This window comes from Streptomyces sp. SolWspMP-5a-2 (assembly GCF_900091845.1).
In the GTDB taxonomy this organism is placed as follows: domain Bacteria; phylum Actinomycetota; class Actinomycetes; order Streptomycetales; family Streptomycetaceae; genus Streptomyces; species Streptomyces doudnae.
Window position 1 is genome coordinate 15,878 of sequence record NZ_FMCI01000201.1, and the last position, 21,730, is coordinate 37,607.

The following is a 21,730-nucleotide window of genomic DNA, read 5'->3' on the forward strand; positions in this document are numbered from 1 at the left end:
GCACCGTCCGGTGCACCGCCGCCATGAGCCGCACGGCCTCCCGTTCGGCTTCGCAGAGCCGCACCTCCGCGTGCGGGTCCGCAGACCGGAGAACCCGATGGACATAACAACCAAGAACACCGAAGCGCCGCCGCCCTCCCCGCAGCCCACCGAGGCCGAGAGCAAGCGTGCCGCCCGTGGCGCCACCCGACCCGGAGACCGGATCTTCCTCGGCCTCTCCCGTGGCTCGGGCATCCTGCTGCTCGTGGTGATGGCCGCGATCGCGGTCTTCCTCACCTATCGCGCCACCCTCGCGATCAGCAAGGACCACGGCAACTTCCTCACCACGCTCGAATGGAACACCGGCGTCAACCCGCCGACCTTCGGCATCGCCGTCCTCGCCTACGGCACGGTGATCTCGTCGATCATCGCCATGGTGATCGCGGTGCCGATCGCGGTCTCGATCGCGCTGTTCCTCACCCACTACGCCCCCCGCAGGCTGAGCGGTCCGATCTCCTACGTGATCGACCTGCTCGCCGCGGTGCCGTCGATCGTCTACGGCCTCTGGGGCGCCCTGATCCTCGTCCCGAACCTCAACGGCCTCTTCGGCTGGCTCAACGACTACTTCGGCTGGACCGGCTTCTTCTCCTGGGACGAAGGCGCCCCGCGCTCGATGCTCACCGTCGGCATCCTGCTCGCGATCATGATCCTGCCGATCATCACCAACGTGAGCCGCGAGGTCTTCCGGCAGGCGCCCCTGATGCACCAGGAAGCGGCGCTGGCGCTCGGCGCCACCCGCTGGGAGGTCATCAGGATGTCGGTGCTGCCGTTCGGCCGTTCCGGCGTGATCTCCGCCTCGATGCTCGGTCTCGGCCGCGCCCTCGGCGAGACGATGGCCGTCGCGACCGTGCTCTCCCCGGACTTCCTGATCCACCTCAGCCTGCTCAACCCGGGCGGCGGCACCTTCGCCCAGAACATCGCCAGCAAGTTCGGTGAGGCCAACGAGTTCGGCCGGGACGCGCTGATCGCGTCCGGTCTGGTGCTGTTCGTCATCACCCTGCTGGTCAACGGCGCGGCCCGGCTCATCATCGCCCGCCGCAAGGAGTACTCGGGGGCCAACGCATGAGCCACGCAGCCGTCACCGAAGAGCGCCCCAGCACCCTGCGCGGCGCCTCCCTGCCGGTCTGGTCGCCCTGGGCGATCGCCGCCGGGTCCGTGGTCGTCGCCGTCCTGCTCGGACTGGTCGCGGGGATCGACAGCCGCGTCCAGTGGGGTCTGATCGCCGGGCTCCTGTTCCTGGCCGGCACCTACGGCATCGCCGCCAAGGTGGAGGGCCGCAGGCAGGCCAAGGACCGCATCGCGACCAGCCTGGTCTGGGTCGCGTTCCTGCTCGCCGTCGTCCCGCTGGTCTCCCTGGTGTGGACGACCGTCGCGCGCGGCGTCAAGGTCCTCGACCTCTACTTCCTGACCCACTCGATGGGCATCGTCGCCGACTCCCAGCCGGGCGGCGGCATCTACCACGCCATCATCGGCAGCCTGGAGCAGGTCGGCCTGGCCACCCTGATGGCCGCCCCGATCGGCGTGCTCACCGCGATCTACCTGGTCGAGTACGGCCGCGGCGGCCTGGCCCGCGCGGTCACCTTCTTCGTGGACGTCATGACGGGCATCCCGTCGGTCGTCGCGGGTCTGTTCATCCTCAGCCTCATGCTGATCTTCGAGATGGAGCCGTTCGGCTTCGCCGGTTCGCTGGCCCTGGCCATCCTGATGGTCCCGGTCGTCGTCCGCTCCACCGAGGAGATGCTCAAGCTCGTCCCGAACGAGCTGCGCGAGGCGTCCCTCGCGCTGGGCGTGCCGAAGTGGCGCACCATCCTGAAGGTGGTCCTGCCGACCTCCATCGGCGGCATCACGACCGGCATCATGCTGGCGATCGCGCGGATCGCCGGTGAGACCGCGCCGGTGCTGCTGCTGGTGTTCGGCAACCGGTTCATCAACAACAACCCCTTCGAGGGCGCCCAGCAGTCGCTGCCGCTGTACATCTACCAGCAGTACGCGAACAGCGCCGGCGCGAACGCCGCGTACGACAGGGCCTGGGCGGCGTCGCTCACCCTGATCGCCTTCGTGATGATCCTGAACCTGCTGGCCCGCGGCATCGCCCGCTGGAAGGCCCCGAAGTCCGGTCGCTGACGCGGCCAAGGCGACCGAGAATTCTGGAAGTGACGTAATCATGGCCAAGCGAATCGATGTGAGCGGACTCACCGCTTTCTACGGGTCCCACAAGGCGATCGAGGACATCTCGATGACCGTCGAGCCGCGTTCGGTGACGGCGTTCATCGGCCCCTCGGGCTGCGGCAAGTCGACGTTCCTGCGCACCCTCAACCGCATGCACGAGGTCACCCCGGGCGGCCGGGTCGAGGGCAAGGTGCTCCTCGACGAGGAGGACCTGTACGGGCAGGGCATCGACCCGGTCTCCGTGCGGCGCGAGATCGGCATGGTGTTCCAGCGCCCGAACCCGTTCCCCACGATGTCGATCTTCGACAACGTCGCGGCGGGGCTGCGGCTCAACGGCGGCTACAAGAAGAGCGACCTCAACGACATCGTCGAGAAGTCCCTCAAGGGCGCCAACCTCTGGAACGAGGTCAAGGACCGCCTCAACAAGCCCGGCTCGGGCCTGTCCGGCGGTCAGCAGCAGCGGCTGTGCATCGCCCGCGCGATCGCCGTCGAGCCCAAGGTGCTGCTGATGGACGAGCCCTGCTCGGCCCTCGACCCGATCTCCACGCTCGCCATCGAGGACCTGATCGGGGAGCTGAAGGAGCGCTTCACGATCGTCATCGTGACGCACAACATGCAGCAGGCGGCGCGCGTCTCGGACCGCACGGCGTTCTTCAACCTCTCCGCGGTCGGGCAGCCCGGTCGGCTGATCGAGATAGACGACACGGAGCGGATCTTCTCCAACCCGTCGGTCCAGGCGACCGAGGACTACATCTCCGGACGCTTCGGCTAGGCCGGCATGTGACCCCTCGCGGTGCTGCATGGCGGTGCCACCGCGGGGACGATGAAGGGCCCGCCCCCGTTCCGGGGGCGGGCCCGTCGTCGTCGCGGGGGCATCCGGCGGTGCGGGTGCCGTCCGCCCGATGGCCGGAAATCGGCTACAGGAACGCCAGGTTCACCAGGCCGTACGCGCCCGCCGCCACCAGGGCCGCCGCGGGCATCGTGATGAACCAGCCCAGGACGATGTTCTTGGCCACGCCCCAGCGGACCGCCTTCACGCGCTTGGTCGCGCCGACGCCCATGATCGCCGAGGTGATGACGTGGGTCGTGGAGATCGGGGCCTTGAACAGGAACGCCGTGGTGAACATGATCGACGCGCCGGTGGTCTCGGCGGCGAAGCCCTGCGGCGGGTCCAGCTCGATGATCTTGCGGCCGAGGGTGCGCATGATGCGCCAGCCGCCCGCGTAGGTGCCCAGCGACAGCATCACCGCGCAGACGATCTTCACCCAGACCGGGATCGGGTCGCCGTAGTCCTCGACGTCCGCGATGACCAGGGCCATCACCACGATGCCCATCGTCTTCTGGGCGTCCTGGAGGCCGTGGCCGAGAGCCATGCCGGCCGCCGAGACCGTCTGCGCTATGCGGAAGTGGCGCTTGGCCTTGTGCGGGTTGGCCTTGCGGAACAGCCACAGGATCGCCGTCATGACCAGGTAGCCGACGATCAGGCCGACCACCGGCGAGACGAACATCGGGATGACGACCTTGTCGAGGACGCCGTCCCAGTAGACCGTCGTGCCACCGGCGAGCGCCGCGCCCACCATGCCGCCGAAGAGGGCGTGCGAGGAGGACGAGGGGAGCCCGAAGTACCAGGTCACGAGGTTCCAGGCGATCGCGCCGATCAGGGCGGCGAAGAGGATTCCCATCCCCTTGGAGCCCTCGGGCGTCTGGATCAGGCCCTCACTGACGGTCTTGGCGACCCCCGAGCCGAGGAACGCGCCCGCCAGGTTCATCACCGCCGCCATCGCCAGCGCCGCGCGCGGGGTCAGCGCCCGCGTCGACACCGAGGTGGCGATGGCGTTCGCCGAGTCGTGGAAGCCGTTCGTGTACGTGAAGAAGAGCGCGACCGCGATGGTCGCGATGAGCGCGAAGGTGTCCATCGACGGCTCAGGACTCCTTGACGGCGATGGTCTCCACCGTGTTCGCCACGTGCTCGAACGCGTCCGCGGCCTCTTCGAGGACGTCCACGATCTGCTTCAGCTTCAGCACCTCGATGGCGTCGTACTTGCCGTTGAAGAGGTGGGCCAGCAGCTTGCGGTGGATCTGGTCGGCCTGGTTCTCCAGACGGTTGACCTCGATCCAGTACTCGGTGAGGTTGTCCATGGTCCGCAGGTTCGGCATCGCCTCCGCCGTCAGCTCCGCGGCCCTCGCCAGGACCTCGATCTGCTGCTCGACGCCCTTGGGCAGTTCCTCGACGTTGTAGAGGACGACCAGGTCGACGGCCTCCTCCATGAAGTCCATGATGTCGTCGAGGCAGGAGGCGAGGGCGTAGATGTCCTCGCGGTCGAACGGTGTGATGAACGAGGAGTTCAGCTGGTGGAAGATCGCGTGTGTGGCGTCGTCGCCCGCGTGTTCCGCTGCCCGCATCCGCTCCGCGATCTCGGCCCGGCTGGCGGTGTCCGCCCCGAGCAGTTCCATCAGGAGCTTCGAGCCCGTGACGATGTTGTCCGCGGAGGCGGCGAACATGTCGTAGAAGCTCGTCTCCCTGGGGGTCAGACGAAAGCGCACAAGGGGTCCTCGGGATGCATCGGTTTCGGTCAGGCTGATGCTAAGGGCATCATCCGGCCACGGCTAATGGGCCGTCCTCCAGTGTCGCCCATCGGGCACGGTGATCAGCACGGGGGCTTTCCAGGAGCCCTATACCCGGCAAACTTCGTTACCATATACCCGGTAGGGGTATACAACCGGATCTGGAGGACGTGATGACCACCACCGAGGCCGGCGCGACGCCGACGCCCTCCGACGCGACCGCGGCGGACGCCGCTCCCGCCGTCACGCACGGCTACCACCACCAGAAGGCGGAGCACCTGAAACGGCTGCGCCGGATCGAGGGCCAGATCCGCGGTCTGCAGCGGATGGTCGAGGAGGACGTCTACTGCATCGACATACTCACCCAGGTCTCCGCCTCCACCAAGGCCCTCCAGTCCTTCGCGCTCCAGCTCCTGGAGGAGCACCTGCGCCACTGCGTCGCCGACGCCGCGCTCAAGGGCGGCGACGAGATCGACGCGAAGGTCGACGAGGCGACGAAGGCCATCGGACGACTGCTGCGCACCTGAGCCGCCGGGGGCCCGCCGCGTTCCCGGACTCCGGCCGGGGCCGGAGGAGACGCCCGCGGGGCGGCCGGGCTCCCGGACGCCGGTGGGGGCGCCCGGAGAGGGCCGGGCCGTGGACCCGCCGGGGCCGGACGGCCCGCGCGGGTCGCCGTGCTCCCGGTCGGCGGGGCGGGCCGTGCGGTCGGGCCGGTGCTCAGGCGCCGGTGGTGGCGGGGGTGCCGGGGTCGTGCGCCACCTTCAGCACCTCGTCGATGCTCTCCAGGCTGAGCCGCTCCCCGTGCGCGGCCGACGCGGCGATCATCAGCTCCCCGCACAGCTCGATCTCGTCGAGTGCCACGTGGTCCTGAACTGCCGTACCGCCGACCGGAGCCACGTGCGTCACCTCGTCTCTGCCGTCACCGGCTTCCTAGAGTAGGGAGCGGTCCACACGCCGCGCATGGCACGGACGGGCTAGTTCTCGCCGCCCCCGGCTCCTCCCCGCGCAGCAGGGCGACCCCGTGCTCACTCCTCCGCGATCTTCCCCGCGTAGATGTCACCGGCGTCCGGGAGCCGGACGTCGGCGGCGGCGCCGAAACCGTACAGCAGCGTCGTCGAGGAGACGTCGACGACGGCGTCGCGGTGGCCGTTGACGAACCGGAAACGGTGGCTGACCTTGCGGATCCTGCCCGTCTCGTCGAGGAAGACGTCGAACGGGACCTCGGTGGTGGCGAACCCTTTCGCCGCCGCGGCCAGCGCGCCCCGGCCGCCCTCGGCCGCTTCCCGCGCGGCCAGCGCGAGGTCGGCGGTGCCCCGGTAGTGCCGCACCTCGGTACCGGCCACCTCGGTGCGCCCAGCGTAGGTCGCGGTGCGGGCCCCGCGCAGCACCTCGGCCGCGGTGAACGGGTCGGTGGCGCCGCCGGTGACCAGATTGCCGTCGGAGAGGGTCGCCGTCGCCACCCGCACCCACTTGTCGGCGGGCACCCCGGCCCCCCGGTTCTTCATGAACAGGGCGCCCGGCGCGAGGAGTTCGGTGATCGGCCGGTGCTCGACGGTGCCCGCCGGGTCCTGCGGCAGCGTCACCGTGAGCCGCCCGAGCCGGTGGCGGAAGTCGTAGACGCCCTCGCCGCGGATCGTGACCCGGGTGCCGCCGGTGGCCATCTCCATCGAGGTGCGGGCCCGGGACGTACCGGCGTCCACCAGCGCGTCGGCCGCCCGGTGCAGCGTGTCGAGGGGGTCGGTGGGCGGGGAGCCCTCGGCGGCGGCGCCGCCCGCGCAGCCCCCCGCCCCGAGGCAGACGACGACCCCGGCGGCGAGCGCGCCGCCCCACCTGTGCTCCCGCTGTGCCATCGTCGACCCCCGCTGTGTCCGGCACGGGCACCCTGCCGTTGCGGTTAACGACGGGACGGGCGGCACCGTCACGCGGTGCGGATGGCTTCACCGGTGCTGGGTAACGTGATGGGTGTGGCGCACACGGAAGGTCTCGGGATCACCCCGGACACGCACGGCCATCCGACGGTGATCGTCGAACAGGGCCGGTTCTGCTTCGCGAGATGCGGGTGCGGGTGGCGCGGCCCCGCCCGCCGGGCCCGCAGCCAGGCCCGGACGGACGGCGCGACCCACGAGGGGTCGACGCGCGGGTAGCGCCCCCGGGCGGCTCGTCCGGCGGCTCGCGGGCGAGCGGCACCGACCACGGGTCGGCCCGCACCCCTCTGCCTGGACGGGCGGAACCCCGCCGGGGCGCGGGGCACGGGCGGCACCGGCGGCGCTGAAACGATCCGGCACCGGGGTACCGCCGCCCGCTCACGCGCCGTCCGCACACACGCCGCCGGTGGATCGCGGGAGCCCGCGCGACCGCCTCCTACCGGGCGTTTCCGGCCCGCCCCCGGCCAGGCGGTCGCGGCCCGGCCGTCGGTGTCGGCTCCCCGGACAACACACCTAGGGCATCGTCAGACCCGCCCTAGTTCCGGCACTGCCGCGCATGCTGCGCGGCGGCGAAGCGCGCGGGCCCCGATCCGGTGATCAGCAGGGGCCGCGGACACCCCTCGCACCTGATCCATTCCCCCCGCCGGTCCGTCTCGATCCAGACCGACGAGCCCGCCGCCGTGCGCCACAACTCAGGACGTCCCATCCCGCACACCTCCATGTCCGACCCGTCTCAGCTCAGCCCGCCGTCCGCGGCTCCGTCAGGGCGCGAGCGATCACCCGCGCGCCCTTCGGCGGAGCCGCGCCGCCGGGTCGCCCGGCGCGCCCGCGTGCGGCACAGCCCGCACCTCGGGCCCCTCACGTCCCAGGGCCGCAGGACGGCCGGCTCATCGGCAGCCGCCCGCTCCTTCCGCCGGACCGCGATCGGCGGAAGCGACCCCGGTGTCCCTCCCATAAAGCAAAGTGTCTTTCCGGGAAGACGCGTTCGCATTGGACACAGGGAGGACTCCGCGTGTCAAGAAGGAAAGTCAATATGTCCCGTGCGACCCGATTGGCGCCCGGTGAATCCTGCACATTGCAGATATGACGGGTCGTCGAATGCGGCAGATGTCTATTGCGCAACCCCTGATGGCGGGTGAGCTGCCCCGCCCTGGCCGGGATGACAGGATGCGGGCATGGCCGACCATGACCTCACTCAGCGCACACAGCTGTCTGACCTCGTCCGCAGCCGACGCGCAGAGCTGCGCCTGAGCCTGCGCAGCCTCTCTGCGGCGTGCGTCGACCCGGAGAATCCGGAGAACGGCAGCATAATTGGCTACAATTATATTGACCGGCTGGAAAAAAATGCCGACGTAAAAGCCCCGAAAATTCCTGAGCTGCGCGCACTGGCGAACGGGCTCGGTGTCCCCTTAGCTGCAATTCAGGACGCCGCCGGGGCGCAGTTCATGGGGATCACGCCGCAGTACATCACCAGCGGTGAGGCCCGCGCGCTGGTCACCTACGCCGAGGGGATGACCGACGCCGAGCGGCGGCAGCTCCTGGCCATTGTCGAAGCGTACAACCGCAGCCGCACCCAGTAATGCGAAGCAGGGAAGGGAAAGACATGCCGTCCGGAGAAGCCAGGACCACCACCACGTTCAAAACCGTCGATTCCTGCGACGACATCCCGGGGGTGGCCGTAGTGCTTCCCCTCGAGAGCGACGGTAATTTCACCTGGCACATCGTCAGGGACGAGATGGACTCTGCCGCGCAGGAGCAGATGCGGGCGAAGATGCAGCAGCTCATCGATGACGGCTGGTGGAAACAGAACTGGCACGACGGGCCCGCACTCGATCACGCGACGCTCCAGGCGAGCACCCTCGTGGCCCCCGGTGCCGTCGAATCCGTCGTCCTGATCGCGGACGACCTCCCTGACGGGCGCCTCGTGCACTGGGAGGAGCGCGCGGGCTATTTCGCGTGGAAGGTTCTGCGCGGGCACATCACCGAGAAGGCGCGTGCCGAGATGCAGGCCCAGATGCAGTACCTCCAGAACACGCGGCAGTGGCTCCAGGTCTGGGACGACCACGACCGGCCCGCCCGCTGAAGGACCTGCCCGCCGGGCACGGCGGGCGGCCCCTTCTCCGGAGAGAGCGGAGCGGGGCCGCCGTCGGAGGAGCCGACCGGCCGTCGGGTCACGGCGCGGCGGAGCCGCCGGCGCCTTCCTCGGCGATGGCGTGCAGGGCCGTCGCGATCAGGTCGCGGTCGCGCGGGCGGCTGATCCGCCGGCGGGCCTGTTCCGGCGTGAGCCAGACGAGGTCACTGACCTCGGCGTTGGGGGTGAAGGTCCCGCCGGTCGCCTCGGCCACCCAGTAGCGCACCTCCTTGGGCCGCCGCTGGTGGTCGACGTACCGGGCGGCGGGGAGCGGCGCGCCCAGACGGCACGTGTGACCGGTCTCCTCCAGCACCTCGCGACGGGCCGCCGCCTCGTGCGTCTCGTCCCGCTTGAGCTTGCCCTTGGGCCAGGACCAGTCGGCCCACCGGGGCCGGTAGACCAGGGCCAGTTCGATCTGCTGCCCGGACGCGCGGCGCCACAGCACGCAGCCGGCCGCGCGGACGAGGGTGTCGTGGGTACTGGTCACCGGGGTTCACCGCTCCTTCGTGGGGGTCAGGGGGTGCGGACCGCCTGTTTCTGCCAGCACTGCTGGAACGCGAAGCGGGCCGCCTCCACCTCGTGCCGCTGGTCGGCGTGCAGGACGCCCAGCGCGTACGCCGTCGCCGGGGCGATCCTCGGGGTGCGGGCGGCGGCCGCCGCTGCCGCCGCCGCCTCGGAGGCGTCCCGGTGCCGGTCGAGGGCCTGCCCGGCGGTGAGCAGCCGCACGTCGACGGGGCCGTCCCCGCCGTGCAGCACCTCCAGGGCGTAGCGGTGCAGCCGCAGCAGCAGTCTGACCTGGTGCCAGGGGGCGTCCTGCGGGTGCGGGGCCGGGTCGGGGGAGAGGCCGTGCACCAGCGCCTCCGCGTTGTACGGGTGCCCCGCGGTGACCAGCGGCAGCGCGGCCACCGCGTCGGCGAGGCGCTCCTCGGCGGCCCGCGCGAGGGGGCGCAGGTCGGCGTCGGCCGAGGTCAGGGGCACCTCGCTGGCCAGCACGGCGACCTTGTCGGCGACGCCGTGGAAGCGGGAGGAGCCGAGTGCCTGCAGGGCGCTGGAGTGGGCCCTGGTCCTGGCCAGGGTGAGCTGCCGTTCCAGCAGGGCGCCCGCCTTGGCCGCGCCCACGGTGAGGTTGCCGCGCTCGGGGGCGGCGGGGCCGCCCGCCTGGGCCGGGAAGACGGCCGTGCCGGAGAGCCGGTGCAGGGCGAGCAGCAGCCGTTCCAGGCGGGCGGCGCAGGCGTGTTCCATGGTGAGCGTGCCGGAGACCCAGGCGAGTTCGGGGCGCAGCCCCTCCGACCACTCGCTCTCCAGGAGCGGGCGGAAGGTGTGCAGGCTGCCGCTGACGCGCCGGACCGAGCGGCGCAGGGCGCGCGCCGCGTCGGCGGACTCCGCCGTGCCGTTGCCGCCGCTGCCGGACTCCCGGTGCTGCCGCAGCGCGCGGAGGAACTCGGTGGCCTGGGCCCGCAGGTAGTCCGCGAGGGCGCCCCCGGTGGGGGAGGGCCCGGCGGCCGGGTCCGTCGGGTCAAGGTGTTGCTGTGCCACGCCTGCGCCTCCGGGCGTCTATGAGCATCTCCTGGATGTTCCGCAACGGGCTGCCCTCGGCGTCGGTGGCGTGCCGGATCCACTCGCCGTCCGGGCCGAGGTGCCAGGAGGCGGTGGTCTCGGACATGCCGGTCTCCAACAGCCGGTTCAGGGCCGCGCGGTGGGCCGGGTCGGTGACCCGGACCAGGGCCTCGATCCGGCGGTCGAGGTTGCGGTGCATCATGTCGGCGCTGCCGATCCACACCTCGGGTTCGCCGCCGTTGCCGAAGGTGAAGACCCGGGAGTGTTCGAGGAAGCGGCCGAGGATCGAGCGCACCCGTATGTTCTCCGACAGACCGGCGACGCCGGGCCGCACGGCGCAGATGCCGCGGACCCACACGTCGACCGGCACGCCTGCCTGGGAGGCCCGGTAGAGCGCGTCGATGATCGCCTCGTCGACCATGGAGTTGACCTTGATGCGGATGAACGCGGGGCGCCCGGCACGGTGGTGCTGGGCCTCCTTGTTGATCCGTGCGACGAGTCCGTCGCGCAGGGACTTGGGCGCGACGAGCAGCCTGCGGTAGGTCTCCCGGCGCGAGTAGCCGGAGAGCCGGTTGAACAGGTCGGAGAGGTCGGCGCCGACCTGCGGGTCCGCGGTGAGCAGCCCGAGGTCCTCGTAGAGGCGGGCCGTCTTGGGGTGGTAGTTGCCGGTGCCGACGTGGCTGTAGCGGCGCAGGGTGTCGCCCTCCTGGCGGACCACCAGGGACAGCTTGCAGTGGGTCTTCAGGCCGACCAGTCCGTAGACGACGTGGCAGCCCGCCTCCTCCAGCTTGCGCGCCCACCTGATGTTGGCGTGCTCGTCGAAGCGGGCCTTGATCTCGACCAGGACGAGGACCTGCTTGCCGACCTCGGCGGCCTCGATGAGGGCGTCGACTATGGGGGAGTCGCCCGAGGTGCGGTAGAGGGTCTGCTTGATGGCGAGGACGTCGGGGTCCTGGGCGGCCTGCTCCAGGAACGCCTGCACGGAGGTGGAGAAGCTGTCGTAGGGGTGGTGGAGCAGGACGTCGCGTTCGCGCAGGGCGGCGAAGATGTCGGGGGCGGACGCGGACTCGACCTCGGCCAGGTCGCGGTGGGTGCCCGCGATGAACTTGCGGTACTTCAGCTCGGGCCGGTCCAGGCCGTGGATGCGGAAGAGGCCGGTGAGGTCCAGGGGGCCGGGCAGCGGGTAGACCTCGGACTCGGAGATCTTCAGCTCGCGGACCAGCAGGTCGAGGACCTCGCGGTCGATGGACTCCTCGACCTCCAGGCGCACCGGCGGGCCGAAGCGGCGCCGCATGAGTTCCTTCTCCAGGGCCTGGAGGAGGTTCTCGGTGTCGTCCTCCTCGACCTCCAGGTCCTCGTTGCGGGTGAGCCGGAAGGCGTGGTGCTCCAGCACCTCCATGCCCGGGAACAGCTCCTCCAGGTGCGCGGCGATGACGTCCTCGATGGGGACGTACCGGCCGGGCGAGCTCTCCAGGAAGCGGGAGAGCAGCGGGGGCACCTTGACGCGGGCGAAGTGCTTGTGGCCGCTGACCGGGTTGCGGACCACCACGGCCAGGTTGAGGGAGAGCCCGGAGATGTAGGGGAAGGGGTGCGCGGGGTCGACCGCGAGGGGGGTCAGCACGGGGAAGATCTGGTGCCGGAACAGGGTGAAGAGGCGGGCCTGCTCCTTCTCCGTCAGTTCGCTCCAGCGGACCAGGTGGATGCCTTCCTCCGCGAGCGCGGGGGCGACGTCCTCGTGGTAGCAGGCGGCGTGCCGGGCCATCAGCTCGCGGGAGCGGGCCCAGATCATCTCCAGCACCTCGCGGGGCTGGAGCCCGGAGGCGGAGCGGGTGGCGACGCCGGTGGCGATGCGGCGTTTGAGTCCGGCCACCCGGACCATGAAGAACTCGTCCAGGTTGCTGGCGAAGATGGCGAGGAAGTTGGCGCGCTCCAGCAGGGGCGTGTCGGGGTCCTCGGCCAGTTCCAGGACGCGTTCGTTGAACGCGAGCCAGCTCCGTTCGCGGTCCAGGAAGCGGCCCTGCGGGAGCTGGGGTCCGTCCGTCGGCGCTTCCTCGTAGGAGTCGAGGTCCGCGTCGAGGTCGGGTTCCAGGTCGGAGACCGCGGCGGCGACCGTGTGCGGGCGGTGCGCGGCTATGGAGCCCACGGAGGGCTGCGCGTGCTGGACCTTTGCCTGGGCGTCTGGCTGGCTCATGGACCCATTCTTCCGCGCGCGGGACGGTACGGGCGCGTCGGACGCCGCGGGCGGGAGCGGTGGGGCGGGCGGGGAGGCGTTCCCCGACCCGGTCCTCCTGGTGCCGTTCCGGCGGGAGGACCCGTCGGGTGTCCCGTTGGGCGGCGTGGGCTCTGGCGCGGCGGGCGTCATTGGCCGAGCCTCGCAAGCCCGTCTGAACCGTTGGTTACGGCGACATGGCGTGCGGGATATCGCGGGGCGGCCCGCGCGCGTCCGGATGCGGGGACGCGGCGGGCGGGCCGGGCGGGTGTCAGGCGGTGCGGCGGCGCAGGACGGCGAAGGCGGCGGCGGTCGCGAGGGCCGCGAGGGTGACGACGACGCCGGTCTCCACCAGGTGGATGGGCCAGAAGTGGGACGCCGGGTGGTAGGCGGGTCCGTGCCCGGAGGGCTGCCACGCGTGCGGGGAGAGGTGCTGCCCGTCGTGCAGCGTCGCGGTGGGCCAGAACCGGGCCCGGAGGGCGGCCATGGCCTGGCCGAGGGCGACGGTCAGGGCGAGGGAGGCGCCCAGGGCGGGGAGCTGGCGGCGCAGCAGCAGGCCGGTGAGGGCGCCGAGGGCGAGGGCGCACAGGGTGTAGGCGGCCAGGGCGGGGCCGCGGGCGGCGAAGGCGCCGGTGGTGGCCCACTCGTCGGCGGTCAGGTCCTGGTGGCTGCTCCAGGCCCACTGGAAGACGGCGGCGACGGCGGCGGATCCGGTGGTGAGGGCCAGGGCGGGCAGGGCGAGCCCGGTGGCCAGCCAGCGGCGGGGCGAGACGCCCTGGGTCCAGGCGAGCCGGGCGGTGCCGCTCTCCAGTTCGCGGCCGATCAGCGCGCCGCCCGCCCAGGCGGCGACGGCCCAGACGCCGAGGGAGGTGAGGCCGCCGACGGTGCCGAGCAGGGAGCCGTAGTCGATGGCCCAGGGGTCGGCGAGGCAGCCGTCCCCGGGTGCCGTGCAGTCGGTGAGGCCGCTGCGGGCCCCGTCGGAGGCGGACGCCACCAGCACCAGGCAGCCGACGGTGACCAGGACGAAGGCGGTCCACAGGGCGAGGGCGGGCCGGTGCAGGCGCAGCACGGCCCGGGGCAGTCCGGGGAGGAGGGTGCTCACGCGGTGGCCGCCTTCCCCTGGGTGCGGCGCCGGAGCAGGACGAACGCGGCGAGCGCGAGGAGCGCGGCGGCGGCGAGGACCGGTGCGGTGGCGAGGAGCTGGAGCGGCCAGTAGTGGGAGCGCGGATGGTAGACGCTGAAGAAGCCGACGGCGTCGATCCGCTCGTACAGGGCCTGGCAGGTGGAGTAGGCGGAGCTGCCGCAGAACGGGTCGGGGAGGTGGCGGCCGTCGGCGGTGACGATGCCGCTGTCGAGGACGATGCCGCTGCCGACGGGGCCGTCGTGGTCGAGGCCCGCGGTGCGGGTGACGGCCGGGTAGAGGCGGGGCGCGGCGAGGTGGACGGCGCCCCAGAGCGCGAGGGTCGCCGACATGCCCCAGGCGAGGGCGGCCAGGGCGCGTCCGGTGGCCAGGCCCGCCAGGGCGCCCGCGGCGAGTCCCGCGAGGGCGAGGGCGACGGGCAGCGGGCCGTTGGCGTAGTAGGTCTCGAAGGAGCTCCAGGACTTGGCGGTGTCGATGCCGCCGTGGTCGGCGAGCCAGGCCCAGCGGTGCAGGGCGACCAGCACCGCGGTGCCCGCGGCGGCGACGGCGGCGGGCGCGGCGAGCTTGGCGGCGAGCCAGCGTGCCGGGCTGACGCCTTGCGTCCAGGCGAGGTGCGCGGTGCCGGACTCCACCTCGCGGCCGGTGAGCGCGGCGCCCGCCCAGGCGGCGACCAGGAAGGGCAGCGCGAGGACGGCCCAGGTCGTGTACTGGTAGACGTCCTTGTAGCGCAGGATCGCGTCCTGGTCGTAGACGCATGTGGCGCCCGTGCGGCAGACGTCGTACTGGCGCCAGGCGTGCACGGCGGCGTCGGTGAGCGGGCCGCCGAGCCACAGCAGGGCGGCGGTGAGGACGACGACGGCCGCCGTCCAGACGTACAGGGCCGGGCGGTGCAGGCGCAGCAGCCAGCGCAGCCGGTGGGGTGCGGTGAGCGCGCCGGTCACGGGCGCGGTGGCGGTGGTCATGCGGTGGCCTTCTGGGATGCGGCGGGGGAGGCGGCCGGGTCCTGCGGTCCGCGCAGGTGGGCCAGGACCAGCTCCTCCAGGGTGGGCGGGGCGCCGGTGAGCGCGGCCGGGAGCGGTCCCGCGGGGCGCAGCAGGGCGGTGAGCTGGCGTCCGGTGGTGCGGGACTCGACGACCTGGTGGCCGTCGAGGACGGTGTCGGCGGGGCCGGAGACCCTGCGGTGCGCGGCGAGCAGGTCGTCGATCTCGCCGGCCAGCCCGATCCGGCCGCCGCGGAGCAGCAGCAGGTGGTCGCAGGAGCCCTCCAGTTCGGCGACGACGTGGGAGGACATGACGATCGTCGTGCCGTGCCGGGCGGCCTGCGCCATCAGGGTGCCCATCAGTTCGTGCCGGGCCAGCGGGTCGAGGTCGGCCATCGGTTCGTCGAGCAGGAGCAGTTCGGGGCGTTTGCCGAGGGCCAGGGCGAGGGCGACGCGGGTGCGCTGGCCGCCGGAGAGGGTGCGGACCCGGGTGCGCGGGTCGAGGTCGCCGTCGGAGACGACGCGGGCCGCGGTGGCGGCGTCCCAGTGGCCGGGGTTGAGGTCGGCGCCCATGGCGAGCGTGTCGGCGACGCTGAGCTGCGGGTAGAGCGGCTTGGCCTGGGCGACGTAGCCGATCCGGTGGCGGGCGGCGGCCGGGGTGGCGCCCAGGACGGTGACGGTGCCCTCGGTGGCGGGCAGCAGTCCGGCGGCGAGGGCCAGCAGGGTGGACTTCCCGGCGCCGTTGGGTCCGACGACGGCGCACACGCGCGCGGCGGGGAGCCGGAAGGAGCAGTCGCGCAGGGCCCACCGGTCGGCGCGCCGCCGTCCGTAGCGCCTGCCGAGGCCGGCCGCCTCCAGTGCGGTGTCGGTCATGAGGGGTCTCCCTGGAAGTGGTCTTCGAGGACGGCGGTGAAGAGGGCGGCCACGTCCTCCCGGCCGAGTCCGGCCGCCTTGGCGCGGGCCGCCCAGGCGTCGAGGTCGGTGCGGAGCGGGGAGTCGGCGGGGGTGGTGGCCAGCGCCCGGCGCACGAAGGTGCCCAGGCCGCGGCGGGCCTCGACGAGTCCCTCGCGTTCCAGTTCGCGGTAGGCCTTGAGCACGGTGTTCGGGTTGATGGCGGTCGCCTCGACGACCTCGCGCGCGGTGGGCAGCTTGTCGCCCGGGACCAGGAGTCCCAGGCGCAGCGCCTGTCTGGTCTGCTGGACGATCTGGAGGTAGGTGGCGACGCCGGAGCGCCGGTCGATGCGGTAGGCGAGCACCGCTGCACCACCCTTTCACTAATTGAGTAGTGAAAGGGTGGTGCAGGGGCGCCGGAAAAGTCAAACGCCGGACCGCGAACCGGAGGCGGCACCTCGTGCGATGAGGAGATGTGAGCGGAACGAGAAGTGACGGGGAGCTGCTGCGGGCCATCGCCGCGGACAGCGACCGGCACGCCTTCGAGGAGCTGTACCGGCGGTACGCGCCGTGGCTGACCGCGCGGCTGCGCGGCCGGTGCGCGGACCCCGCCGTGGTCGACGACGTCGTGCAGGAGACCTTCCTCGCCATCTGGCGGGGCAAGGCCCGCTACCGGCACGAGAGCGCCACCGGGGACGCCGCCGGATGGCTGTGGCGGATCGGGTCGCGGCGGCTGGTCGACGCGCTGCGGGGCGAGGGCGCGCGCGGCAGGCTGCGGCAGACGCTGGCCAGGCTGCGCCACCGGGACGAGGCGTCCGCCGAGGACCGCGTGCTCGCGGGGGTGGAGCACGGGGACCTCGCGGGCGCCCTGGTCCGGCTCTCGCCCGAGCTGCGGGCGGTCCTCCAGGCCACCGTCGTCGACGGGCTGAACACCCGTGAGGCGGCCGTCCTGCTCGGCATCCCGCCGGGCACGGTCAAGACGCGGGCGATGCGGGCCCGCAAGCAACTGCGGGAGGCACTGGCATGACCTGGCACGTCGACGACGACGATCTGCGGGCCTACGGACGCGGCGAGCTGGCCTCCCCCGCCCTGTGGTCGGCCGACACCCACCTCACCGCCTGCGCACCCTGCCGCGAACGCCTCGCGGGCTTCACCGACCCGGCCGCCGTCGACCTCGGCTGGGCCCGCCTGGACGCCGAGCTGGACGCGCCCCGGCGCGGTCCCGTCGAGTCCCTGCTGGTGCGCCTCGGCGTCCCCGACCACGTCGCGCGGCTGCTGACGGCCACCCCGGTGCTGCGCCGCTCCTGGCTCGGCGCGGTCGTCTGCGTCCTGCTGACGACGGTCCTGGCGACCGACACCGTCCGCGCGGGCGCCGAGCCCACCCTCTTCCTCGCCCTCGCCCCGCTGCTGCCGCTGGTCGGCGTCGCCCTCTCCTTCGGGCCCGCCCTCGACCCCGCCCACGAGATGGCGGTGGTCGCCCCGATGCACGGGTTCCGGCTGCTGATGATCCGCACGGTCGCCGTCCTGGCCACCGCGATCGGCCTCGACCTGCTCGCCACCCTCGCGCTGCCCTCGTTCGGGCTGATCGCCCTCGCCTGGCTGCTGCCCGCCCTCGCCCTCACCGCCACCGCGCTCGCCCTCACCAGCAGGCTCGGGCCCGTGCTCGCGCCCGTGCTGACCGGCGGCGGCTGGCTGACGCTGCTGGTCGTGGCGCAGGTCAAGGCGGGTGCCGCCGGAACGCTCGCGCCGTTCAGCGCGGCCGGGCAGGGCGTCGCGGCGGCCGTCACCGCCCTCGCCTGCGGGCTGCTGTTCCTCGCCAGGGACCGCTTCGACCGCCTCCAGACCTTCTCCGTATGACCCACGAGACGACCCACGAGAACGACATCCCTGATCAGGAGTGCCGTATGACGACACCCACCGTCTCCGCCACCGGGCTGAGCCTCAGCTACGGCGGGACCCGAGCCCTCGACGACGTGGCGCTGCGGCTGTCCGCGGGCGTCACCGGGCTGCTCGGCCCCAACGGCGCCGGGAAGACGACCCTGCTGCGGGTGCTGGCCACCGCCGTGCCCGCCGACCGGGGCGCCTTCACCGTCCTGGGCCACGACCCCGCCGACGCGGCGGGCCGCCAGTCGGTGCGCCGCGCCCTCGGCTACCTGCCCCAGACCCCGGGCTTCCACCCGGACTTCACCGCCTTCGAGTTCGTCGACTACGTGGCGATCCTCAAGGAGCGGACCGACCGCGGCGCACGCCACCGCGAGGTGCGCCGCGTGCTCGACCAGGTCGGCCTCGCGGACGCGCGCGGCAAGCGCATCAAGAAGCTCTCCGGCGGCATGCGCCAGCGCGTCGCGCTCGCCGCGGCCCTCGTCGGCGACCCGGGTTTCGTCGTCCTCGACGAACCGACCGTCGGCCTCGACCCCGAACAGCGCATGCGCTTCAGGGAGTTGATCGCCCAGGCGGGCGAGGGCCGCACCGTGCTGCTCTCCACCCACCAGACCGAGGACGTCGCGATGCTCTGCCACCGGGTGCTGGTCATGGCCGGGGGCCGGGTCCGCTTCGACGGCACCCCCGCCGACCTCACCGACCGCGCCGCCGGCCGGGTCTGGAGCAGCGCCGAACGCGACCCGGGCGCCCGCGCCGGATGGCGCACCGGCACCGGCACCTTCCGCAACCTCGGCGATCCGCCCCCCGGCGCCGACCTGCTCCCGCCCACCCTGGAGGACGGCTACCTGCTCACCCTGGACGAGGCGGACACGGCGGTGACGGCATGACCGCCACCCTCCTGCCGCAGGCCCCGGCCGCCGAACGCACCGGCCCCGCCCGCACCTTCTCCGCCGTCCTGGCGCTGGCCCTCCTCGAAGGCCGCCGGCTGCTGCTGAGCCCGCCCGTGCTGGCCGCCCTTGCCGCCTTCACGGCCTGGACGGTGTGGCGCACTCCCGGCGTCGAGGACGGCCACCCGGCGCTCCAGGACGTCGACCGCGCCACCCAGGGCGGCCCGCTCCTCGTCGCGCTCGCCGTCATGCTCAGCGTCAACCACGCGGTGCTGCGCTCCAAGTACCGCGACACCGAACGCCACTTCTCCGTCCTGGCGCTGGGCCCCGGTGCCCGGACGGCCGCCCACGCGCTGTCCCTCCTGCCGGTCGCGCTGGTCACCGCGGTCGGCGTGCTCGCCCACTTCGGCTACGCGGCGCTGCTGCCCGACGCCGTCGGCCACGGCTCGCCCGCCGAACTTGCCGTCGGCCCGCTGACGGTGCTCCTCTTCGGCGCCTTCGGCGTGCTGCTGGCCCGGGTGGTGCGCTCGGTGGCCGCCGCGCCGATCGCCCTCGTGCTCCTGTTCCTGCTGTTCGTCGCCGGGGCGCTCCCCGTCGGCGACGACGAGCGCGGCACCCGCTGGCTGCTCCCGATCGTCAGCGAGCCGGGACCCGTGATCTTCCCCTCCGACCTGCTGGGCCGCCCCGCCGCCTGGCACGCCCTCTACCTCGCCGGACTCACCCTCGTCCTGGGAACGCTCGCGGTCGTGCGGGCCGGTGCGCGCGGCCCCCTCGCCCTGGGCGGCCTCGCGGTGGCGGTCGCCCTCGCGGTGACCGGCGGAGTCCTGCAGACCGGCACCCTCCCCGCCGACGTCAGGGCCGCGCGGGAACGCGCGACGCTCACCCCGGAGAAGGTCCAAAGCTGTGTGCGGCACACTGGCACGACGTACTGCGCCTACCCGGAGTGGATCCCCCGCACGGACCGCTGGGCGCAGGTCGTCGACCGGATCCGCGAGGCGTCCGGCGTCACCGCGTCCGACCCGGCCCTGGTGGTCCGCCAGCGCATCGACGCCCGCTTCGGCCCCGCCGCCGACACCGACCCCGAGGCCACCGGCACCCCGCACCAGGTGACGGTCGGCACCTCCTGGGGCGGCAACCGGGTCCCCGAGTTCGCCGCCGACGTCGCCGGGGTGCTGGTCGCGGGCGACGAGACGAAGGCGGGCCGGATCTGCGACGGCCGCGCGGTGACGGTGATGTGGCTGGCCCTGTCCGCCCTGCCCGACCCGGTGGGGTCACTGCGCGACGTCCGCCTGGACGACAGCGACACCGGCTCCGCGCTCGTCCTCTCCCAGACCGCGCCCCACTCCATGACCGAGGCCCAGACCGAGGTGGTCCGCGATCTCCTCGACCGGCCCCGCGCGCAGGTCGCCACCCGCGTGAAGGCCCACTGGACGGAGCTGACGGCCCCCGGGATCACGGCGGCCGAGGCGGCGGGCCTGCTGGGGGCGCCGAAGCCGCAGGGGGACGACAAGTGCGAGGACTGAACGGCCCGCGCCCCGGCGCCGACCGCGCCCCCGCGAACGGCGCCCCCGTGAACGGCGCCCCCGTGAACGGCGCCACCGCACCCCGCACCGCACCCCGCCCGGCCCGCGGCCCCGGCAGGGCGTCGTCCCCGCCGTCCGTGTTCGCCTCGGTCAGGGCGCTCGCGCCGCCCGTGCTGCGGGCTCTGCCCTGGCGGCCGTTGGCGGCGACCGGCCTGCTCGGTCCGCTGCTCGCGGCCGTGCCCCGGCTCTCCGACGACCCGCCGACGCCCTGGCTCGCCGTCAACCTGCTGCGCGGCGCGATCCTGCTGTACGCGCTGGGCCTGGCCTTCCTGCTGGACGACCCGGCCCGCCACACCACGGCCGCCGTCCCCACCGGCCGGGTGCTGCGCACCGGTCTGCGGCTGGCCCTGGCCCTCCCGGTGACCGTCCTGTGGTGGACGGCGACCCTGCTGGCGATGCCCGCGGAGCACCGCCCGCCGGCCGGGGCGATCACCCTGGAGGCCGCGGCCGTCTGCGCGCTGGCCGCCGCGGGGGCCGTGTCGGCGCTGCGGCTGGGTCAGGAGGCCGCCCCGGGACGGCAGGTGGCGGTGGGCGTCCTGCTGCTGGCCGTCCTCGGCCCGTGGTTCCTGCCGGAGCGGTGGGCGCTGTTCGTCACCCCGGACGACCCCCTCTGGACCGCCGCCCACGACCGGTGGGCGGGGCTGCTGGCGGCCTCGGTGCTGACGGCGGCGGTGTGGCTGCGGGAGCCGGGCGCCCGGCTCAGGATTCGGTGCGGTACATCAGGTCCGTCTCGTACGTCGTGAACCCGAGCCGTTCGTAGACCGCCACGGCGGCCTTGTTGTCGGCGTCCACGTACAGCATCGCCGTCGGCAGGCCCGCCGCCGCGAGATGGCGCAGGCCGATCGTGGTGAGCGCCTTGCCGAGGCCGCCGCCCTGCTGACCGGGGCGCACGCCCACCACGTACACCTCGCCCAGGCCCTCGGCCGCGTGGGTCTTCGTCCAGTGGAACCCGACGAGTTCCCCGTCGCGGAGGGCGAGGAAGAACCCGGCCGGGTCGAACCACGGCTCGGCCTTCCGGTCGTCGAGGTCGCGCTGGGTCAGGGAGCCCTGTTCCGGGTGGTGGGCGAAGGCCGCCGCGTTCACCGCGAGCCACGCGGTGTCGTCCTCGCCGGGGACGAACGTCCGCACCGTCACACCCTCGGGCAGCACCGGGTCCGGCAGTTCGAGGCCGGTCAACGGCCGCCGCATCTGCCGCAGTTCACGGAACAGGGTGAGCCCGAGGACCTGCGCGAGGTGGCGGGCGGCCGGGTGACCGCCGTGCGCCCACACCCGCAGCCGCTTGCCGGACGCGGCGAGCAGCGCCACCCCGAGCGCCCGCCCGTGCCCGTGGCCGCGCCGCGCCGGGTGCACGACCAGCTCGGCGGCCGGTGCCTCCACCGGGTCGGTGTCCTCCAGCTGGGCGTAGCCCGCGAGTTCGCCGTCCACGGTGAGCAGCAGGTGCGCGATGCCGTCCCGGGCGCCGCCGCGCACGTGCAGCCGACCCTGTTCGGACACCGCGTGCTGGCCGTCCGCGGCCGCCGCCTCGGCGAGCAGGGCGAGGACGGCTTCGGTCTGGTCCGGGGCGAGCGCGGTGTGGGTCCCGATGGAGCGGGCCGGGGTGATCCGTGCGGTGTCGTCGCTGGTCATGCGTACGAGGGTACGGGGACCGGACCGGGAGGTTGCGGCAAAGCGGCAGTAAAGGAAAAGGCAAAGGGAAATCAGGATGTAACCCGGAAACACCTGTCGCGCTACGCGCGTTGACCCTAGGCTGCGCCGGACGGGGGCCCACTACCT

24 protein-coding genes are annotated in these 21,730 nt (G+C 73.1%); 12 read left to right on the forward strand and 12 right to left on the reverse strand.

Annotated elements, in window-relative coordinates:
* Positions 1 to 97 precede the first annotated feature (97 nt).
* From pstC to pstB, 3 genes are read left to right on the forward strand one after another with little or no spacing between them, the layout of a single operon-like run.
* The gene (gene pstC / locus GA0115242_RS20200) at positions 98 to 1,105 is read left to right on the forward strand and encodes a phosphate ABC transporter permease subunit PstC (protein ID WP_093830482.1); all 1,008 of its coding nucleotides are present in this window, start codon (positions 98 to 100) and stop codon (positions 1,103 to 1,105) included.
* Positions 1,102 to 2,163 carry a phosphate ABC transporter permease PstA gene (pstA, locus tag GA0115242_RS20205; RefSeq protein WP_093830430.1) on the forward strand — a complete coding sequence of 354 codons (1,062 nt, stop codon included), beginning with the start codon at positions 1,102 to 1,104 and terminating at the stop codon, positions 2,161 to 2,163. The genes pstC and pstA overlap by 4 nt, the downstream gene beginning before the upstream one ends.
* A gap of 40 nt (positions 2,164 to 2,203) precedes the next feature.
* The gene (gene pstB, locus GA0115242_RS20210; protein ID WP_093830432.1) at positions 2,204 to 2,980 is read left to right on the forward strand and encodes a phosphate ABC transporter ATP-binding protein PstB; all 777 of its coding nucleotides are present in this window, start codon (positions 2,204 to 2,206) and stop codon (positions 2,978 to 2,980) included.
* A 145-nt stretch (positions 2,981 to 3,125) separates the two neighbouring features.
* On the opposite strand, the gene GA0115242_RS20215 is transcribed toward pstB, so the two are convergent.
* Both GA0115242_RS20215 and GA0115242_RS20220 read right to left on the reverse strand, forming a co-directional pair.
* Positions 3,126 to 4,124 (reverse strand): inorganic phosphate transporter, encoded by a 999-nt coding sequence (locus GA0115242_RS20215; RefSeq protein ID WP_093830434.1) that lies wholly within the window; start codon positions 4,122 to 4,124, stop codon positions 3,126 to 3,128.
* Between the two features lie 7 nt (positions 4,125 to 4,131).
* Entirely contained in the window at positions 4,132 to 4,752 is a 621-nt protein-coding gene (locus tag GA0115242_RS20220) for a DUF47 domain-containing protein (RefSeq protein ID WP_093830436.1), read from the reverse strand.
* Between the two features lie 194 nt (positions 4,753 to 4,946).
* Here GA0115242_RS20220 and GA0115242_RS20225 point away from each other — a divergent pair, with 194 nt between their 5' ends.
* Positions 4,947 to 5,300, forward strand: a complete 354-nt coding sequence (locus GA0115242_RS20225; protein WP_093830438.1) for a metal-sensitive transcriptional regulator — start codon at positions 4,947 to 4,949, stop codon at positions 5,298 to 5,300.
* Positions 5,301 to 5,490: 190 nt separating this feature from the next.
* Here the strand turns inward: GA0115242_RS20225 and GA0115242_RS20230 are convergent, their stop codons facing one another.
* Together GA0115242_RS20230 and GA0115242_RS20235 are read right to left on the reverse strand one after the other, a co-directional pair.
* Positions 5,491 to 5,679 (reverse strand): hypothetical protein, encoded by a 189-nt coding sequence (locus GA0115242_RS20230; RefSeq protein ID WP_093830440.1) that lies wholly within the window; start codon positions 5,677 to 5,679, stop codon positions 5,491 to 5,493.
* 119 nt (positions 5,680 to 5,798) lie between these two features.
* On the reverse strand, positions 5,799 to 6,623 hold the full coding sequence (locus GA0115242_RS20235; protein WP_093830442.1) for a hypothetical protein: 825 nt from the start codon (positions 6,621 to 6,623) through the stop codon (positions 5,799 to 5,801).
* 108 nt (positions 6,624 to 6,731) lie between these two features.
* Here GA0115242_RS20235 and GA0115242_RS20240 point away from each other — a divergent pair, with 108 nt between their 5' ends.
* The 3 genes from GA0115242_RS20240 (at position 6,732) to GA0115242_RS20250 (ending at position 8,781) form a co-directional block, all read left to right on the forward strand.
* Positions 6,732 to 6,917 carry a hypothetical protein gene (locus GA0115242_RS20240; RefSeq protein ID WP_370672306.1) on the forward strand — a complete coding sequence of 62 codons (186 nt, stop codon included), beginning with the start codon at positions 6,732 to 6,734 and terminating at the stop codon, positions 6,915 to 6,917.
* Between the two features lie 956 nt (positions 6,918 to 7,873).
* Complete coding sequence (locus GA0115242_RS20245; RefSeq protein ID WP_093830446.1) at positions 7,874 to 8,278, forward strand: hypothetical protein; 405 nt, start codon at positions 7,874 to 7,876, stop codon at positions 8,276 to 8,278.
* Between the two features lie 23 nt (positions 8,279 to 8,301).
* The gene (locus GA0115242_RS20250) at positions 8,302 to 8,781 is read left to right on the forward strand and encodes a hypothetical protein (RefSeq protein ID WP_093830448.1); all 480 of its coding nucleotides are present in this window, start codon (positions 8,302 to 8,304) and stop codon (positions 8,779 to 8,781) included.
* 88 nt (positions 8,782 to 8,869) lie between these two features.
* Here the strand turns inward: GA0115242_RS20250 and GA0115242_RS20255 are convergent, their stop codons facing one another.
* The 7 genes from GA0115242_RS20255 to GA0115242_RS20285 form a co-directional block, all read right to left on the reverse strand.
* Positions 8,870 to 9,316 carry an NUDIX hydrolase gene (locus GA0115242_RS20255; protein WP_093830450.1) on the reverse strand — a complete coding sequence of 149 codons (447 nt, stop codon included), beginning with the start codon at positions 9,314 to 9,316 and terminating at the stop codon, positions 8,870 to 8,872.
* Between the two features lie 26 nt (positions 9,317 to 9,342).
* A complete protein-coding gene (locus GA0115242_RS20260) occupies positions 9,343 to 10,365 on the reverse strand; it encodes a CHAD domain-containing protein (protein WP_093830452.1) in 1,023 nt (340 codons plus the stop codon).
* A complete protein-coding gene (locus GA0115242_RS20265) occupies positions 10,346 to 12,577 on the reverse strand; it encodes an RNA degradosome polyphosphate kinase (protein ID WP_093830454.1) in 2,232 nt (743 codons plus the stop codon). Before GA0115242_RS20265 ends, GA0115242_RS20260 begins: the two co-directional genes overlap by 20 nt.
* A 289-nt stretch (positions 12,578 to 12,866) precedes the next feature.
* Positions 12,867 to 13,697: a hypothetical protein gene (locus GA0115242_RS20270; RefSeq protein ID WP_093830456.1), complete on the reverse strand. Its 831-nt coding sequence runs from the start codon at positions 13,695 to 13,697 to the stop codon at positions 12,867 to 12,869.
* A complete protein-coding gene (locus tag GA0115242_RS20275) occupies positions 13,694 to 14,698 on the reverse strand; it encodes an ABC transporter permease (protein WP_093830458.1) in 1,005 nt (334 codons plus the stop codon). Before GA0115242_RS20275 ends, GA0115242_RS20270 begins: the two co-directional genes overlap by 4 nt.
* Entirely contained in the window at positions 14,695 to 15,588 is an 894-nt protein-coding gene (locus tag GA0115242_RS20280) for an ABC transporter ATP-binding protein (protein WP_093830460.1), read from the reverse strand. The genes GA0115242_RS20275 and GA0115242_RS20280 overlap by 4 nt, the downstream gene beginning before the upstream one ends.
* Positions 15,585 to 15,971: a GntR family transcriptional regulator gene (locus tag GA0115242_RS20285; RefSeq protein WP_093830462.1), complete on the reverse strand. Its 387-nt coding sequence runs from the start codon at positions 15,969 to 15,971 to the stop codon at positions 15,585 to 15,587. The genes GA0115242_RS20280 and GA0115242_RS20285 overlap by 4 nt, the downstream gene beginning before the upstream one ends.
* A 110-nt stretch (positions 15,972 to 16,081) precedes the next feature.
* Here GA0115242_RS20285 and GA0115242_RS20290 point away from each other — a divergent pair, with 110 nt between their 5' ends.
* Genes GA0115242_RS20290 through GA0115242_RS20310 form a run of 5 tightly spaced genes read left to right on the forward strand, consistent with a single transcriptional unit; the run spans position 16,082 to position 20,700 of the window.
* Positions 16,082 to 16,633: an RNA polymerase sigma factor gene (locus tag GA0115242_RS20290; RefSeq protein WP_093830464.1), complete on the forward strand. Its 552-nt coding sequence runs from the start codon at positions 16,082 to 16,084 to the stop codon at positions 16,631 to 16,633.
* Entirely contained in the window at positions 16,630 to 17,463 is an 834-nt protein-coding gene (locus GA0115242_RS20295) for a hypothetical protein (protein WP_093830466.1), read from the forward strand. Before GA0115242_RS20290 ends, GA0115242_RS20295 begins: the two co-directional genes overlap by 4 nt.
* Positions 17,460 to 18,374, forward strand: a complete 915-nt coding sequence (locus GA0115242_RS20300) for an ABC transporter ATP-binding protein (RefSeq protein WP_370672305.1) — start codon at positions 17,460 to 17,462, stop codon at positions 18,372 to 18,374. Before GA0115242_RS20295 ends, GA0115242_RS20300 begins: the two co-directional genes overlap by 4 nt.
* Complete coding sequence (locus GA0115242_RS20305) at positions 18,371 to 19,897, forward strand: ABC transporter permease (protein WP_093830470.1); 1,527 nt, start codon at positions 18,371 to 18,373, stop codon at positions 19,895 to 19,897. Before GA0115242_RS20300 ends, GA0115242_RS20305 begins: the two co-directional genes overlap by 4 nt.
* Positions 19,885 to 20,700, forward strand: a complete 816-nt coding sequence (locus GA0115242_RS20310; protein ID WP_256089477.1) for an ABC transporter — start codon at positions 19,885 to 19,887, stop codon at positions 20,698 to 20,700. Before GA0115242_RS20305 ends, GA0115242_RS20310 begins: the two co-directional genes overlap by 13 nt.
* Here GA0115242_RS20310 and mshD read toward each other — a convergent pair.
* Positions 20,657 to 21,583, reverse strand: coding sequence for a mycothiol synthase (gene mshD / locus GA0115242_RS20315; protein WP_093830472.1), 927 nt, complete (start codon positions 21,581 to 21,583; stop codon positions 20,657 to 20,659). The genes GA0115242_RS20310 and mshD overlap by 44 nt on opposite strands.
* Between the last annotated feature and the right edge of the window lie 147 nt (positions 21,584 to 21,730).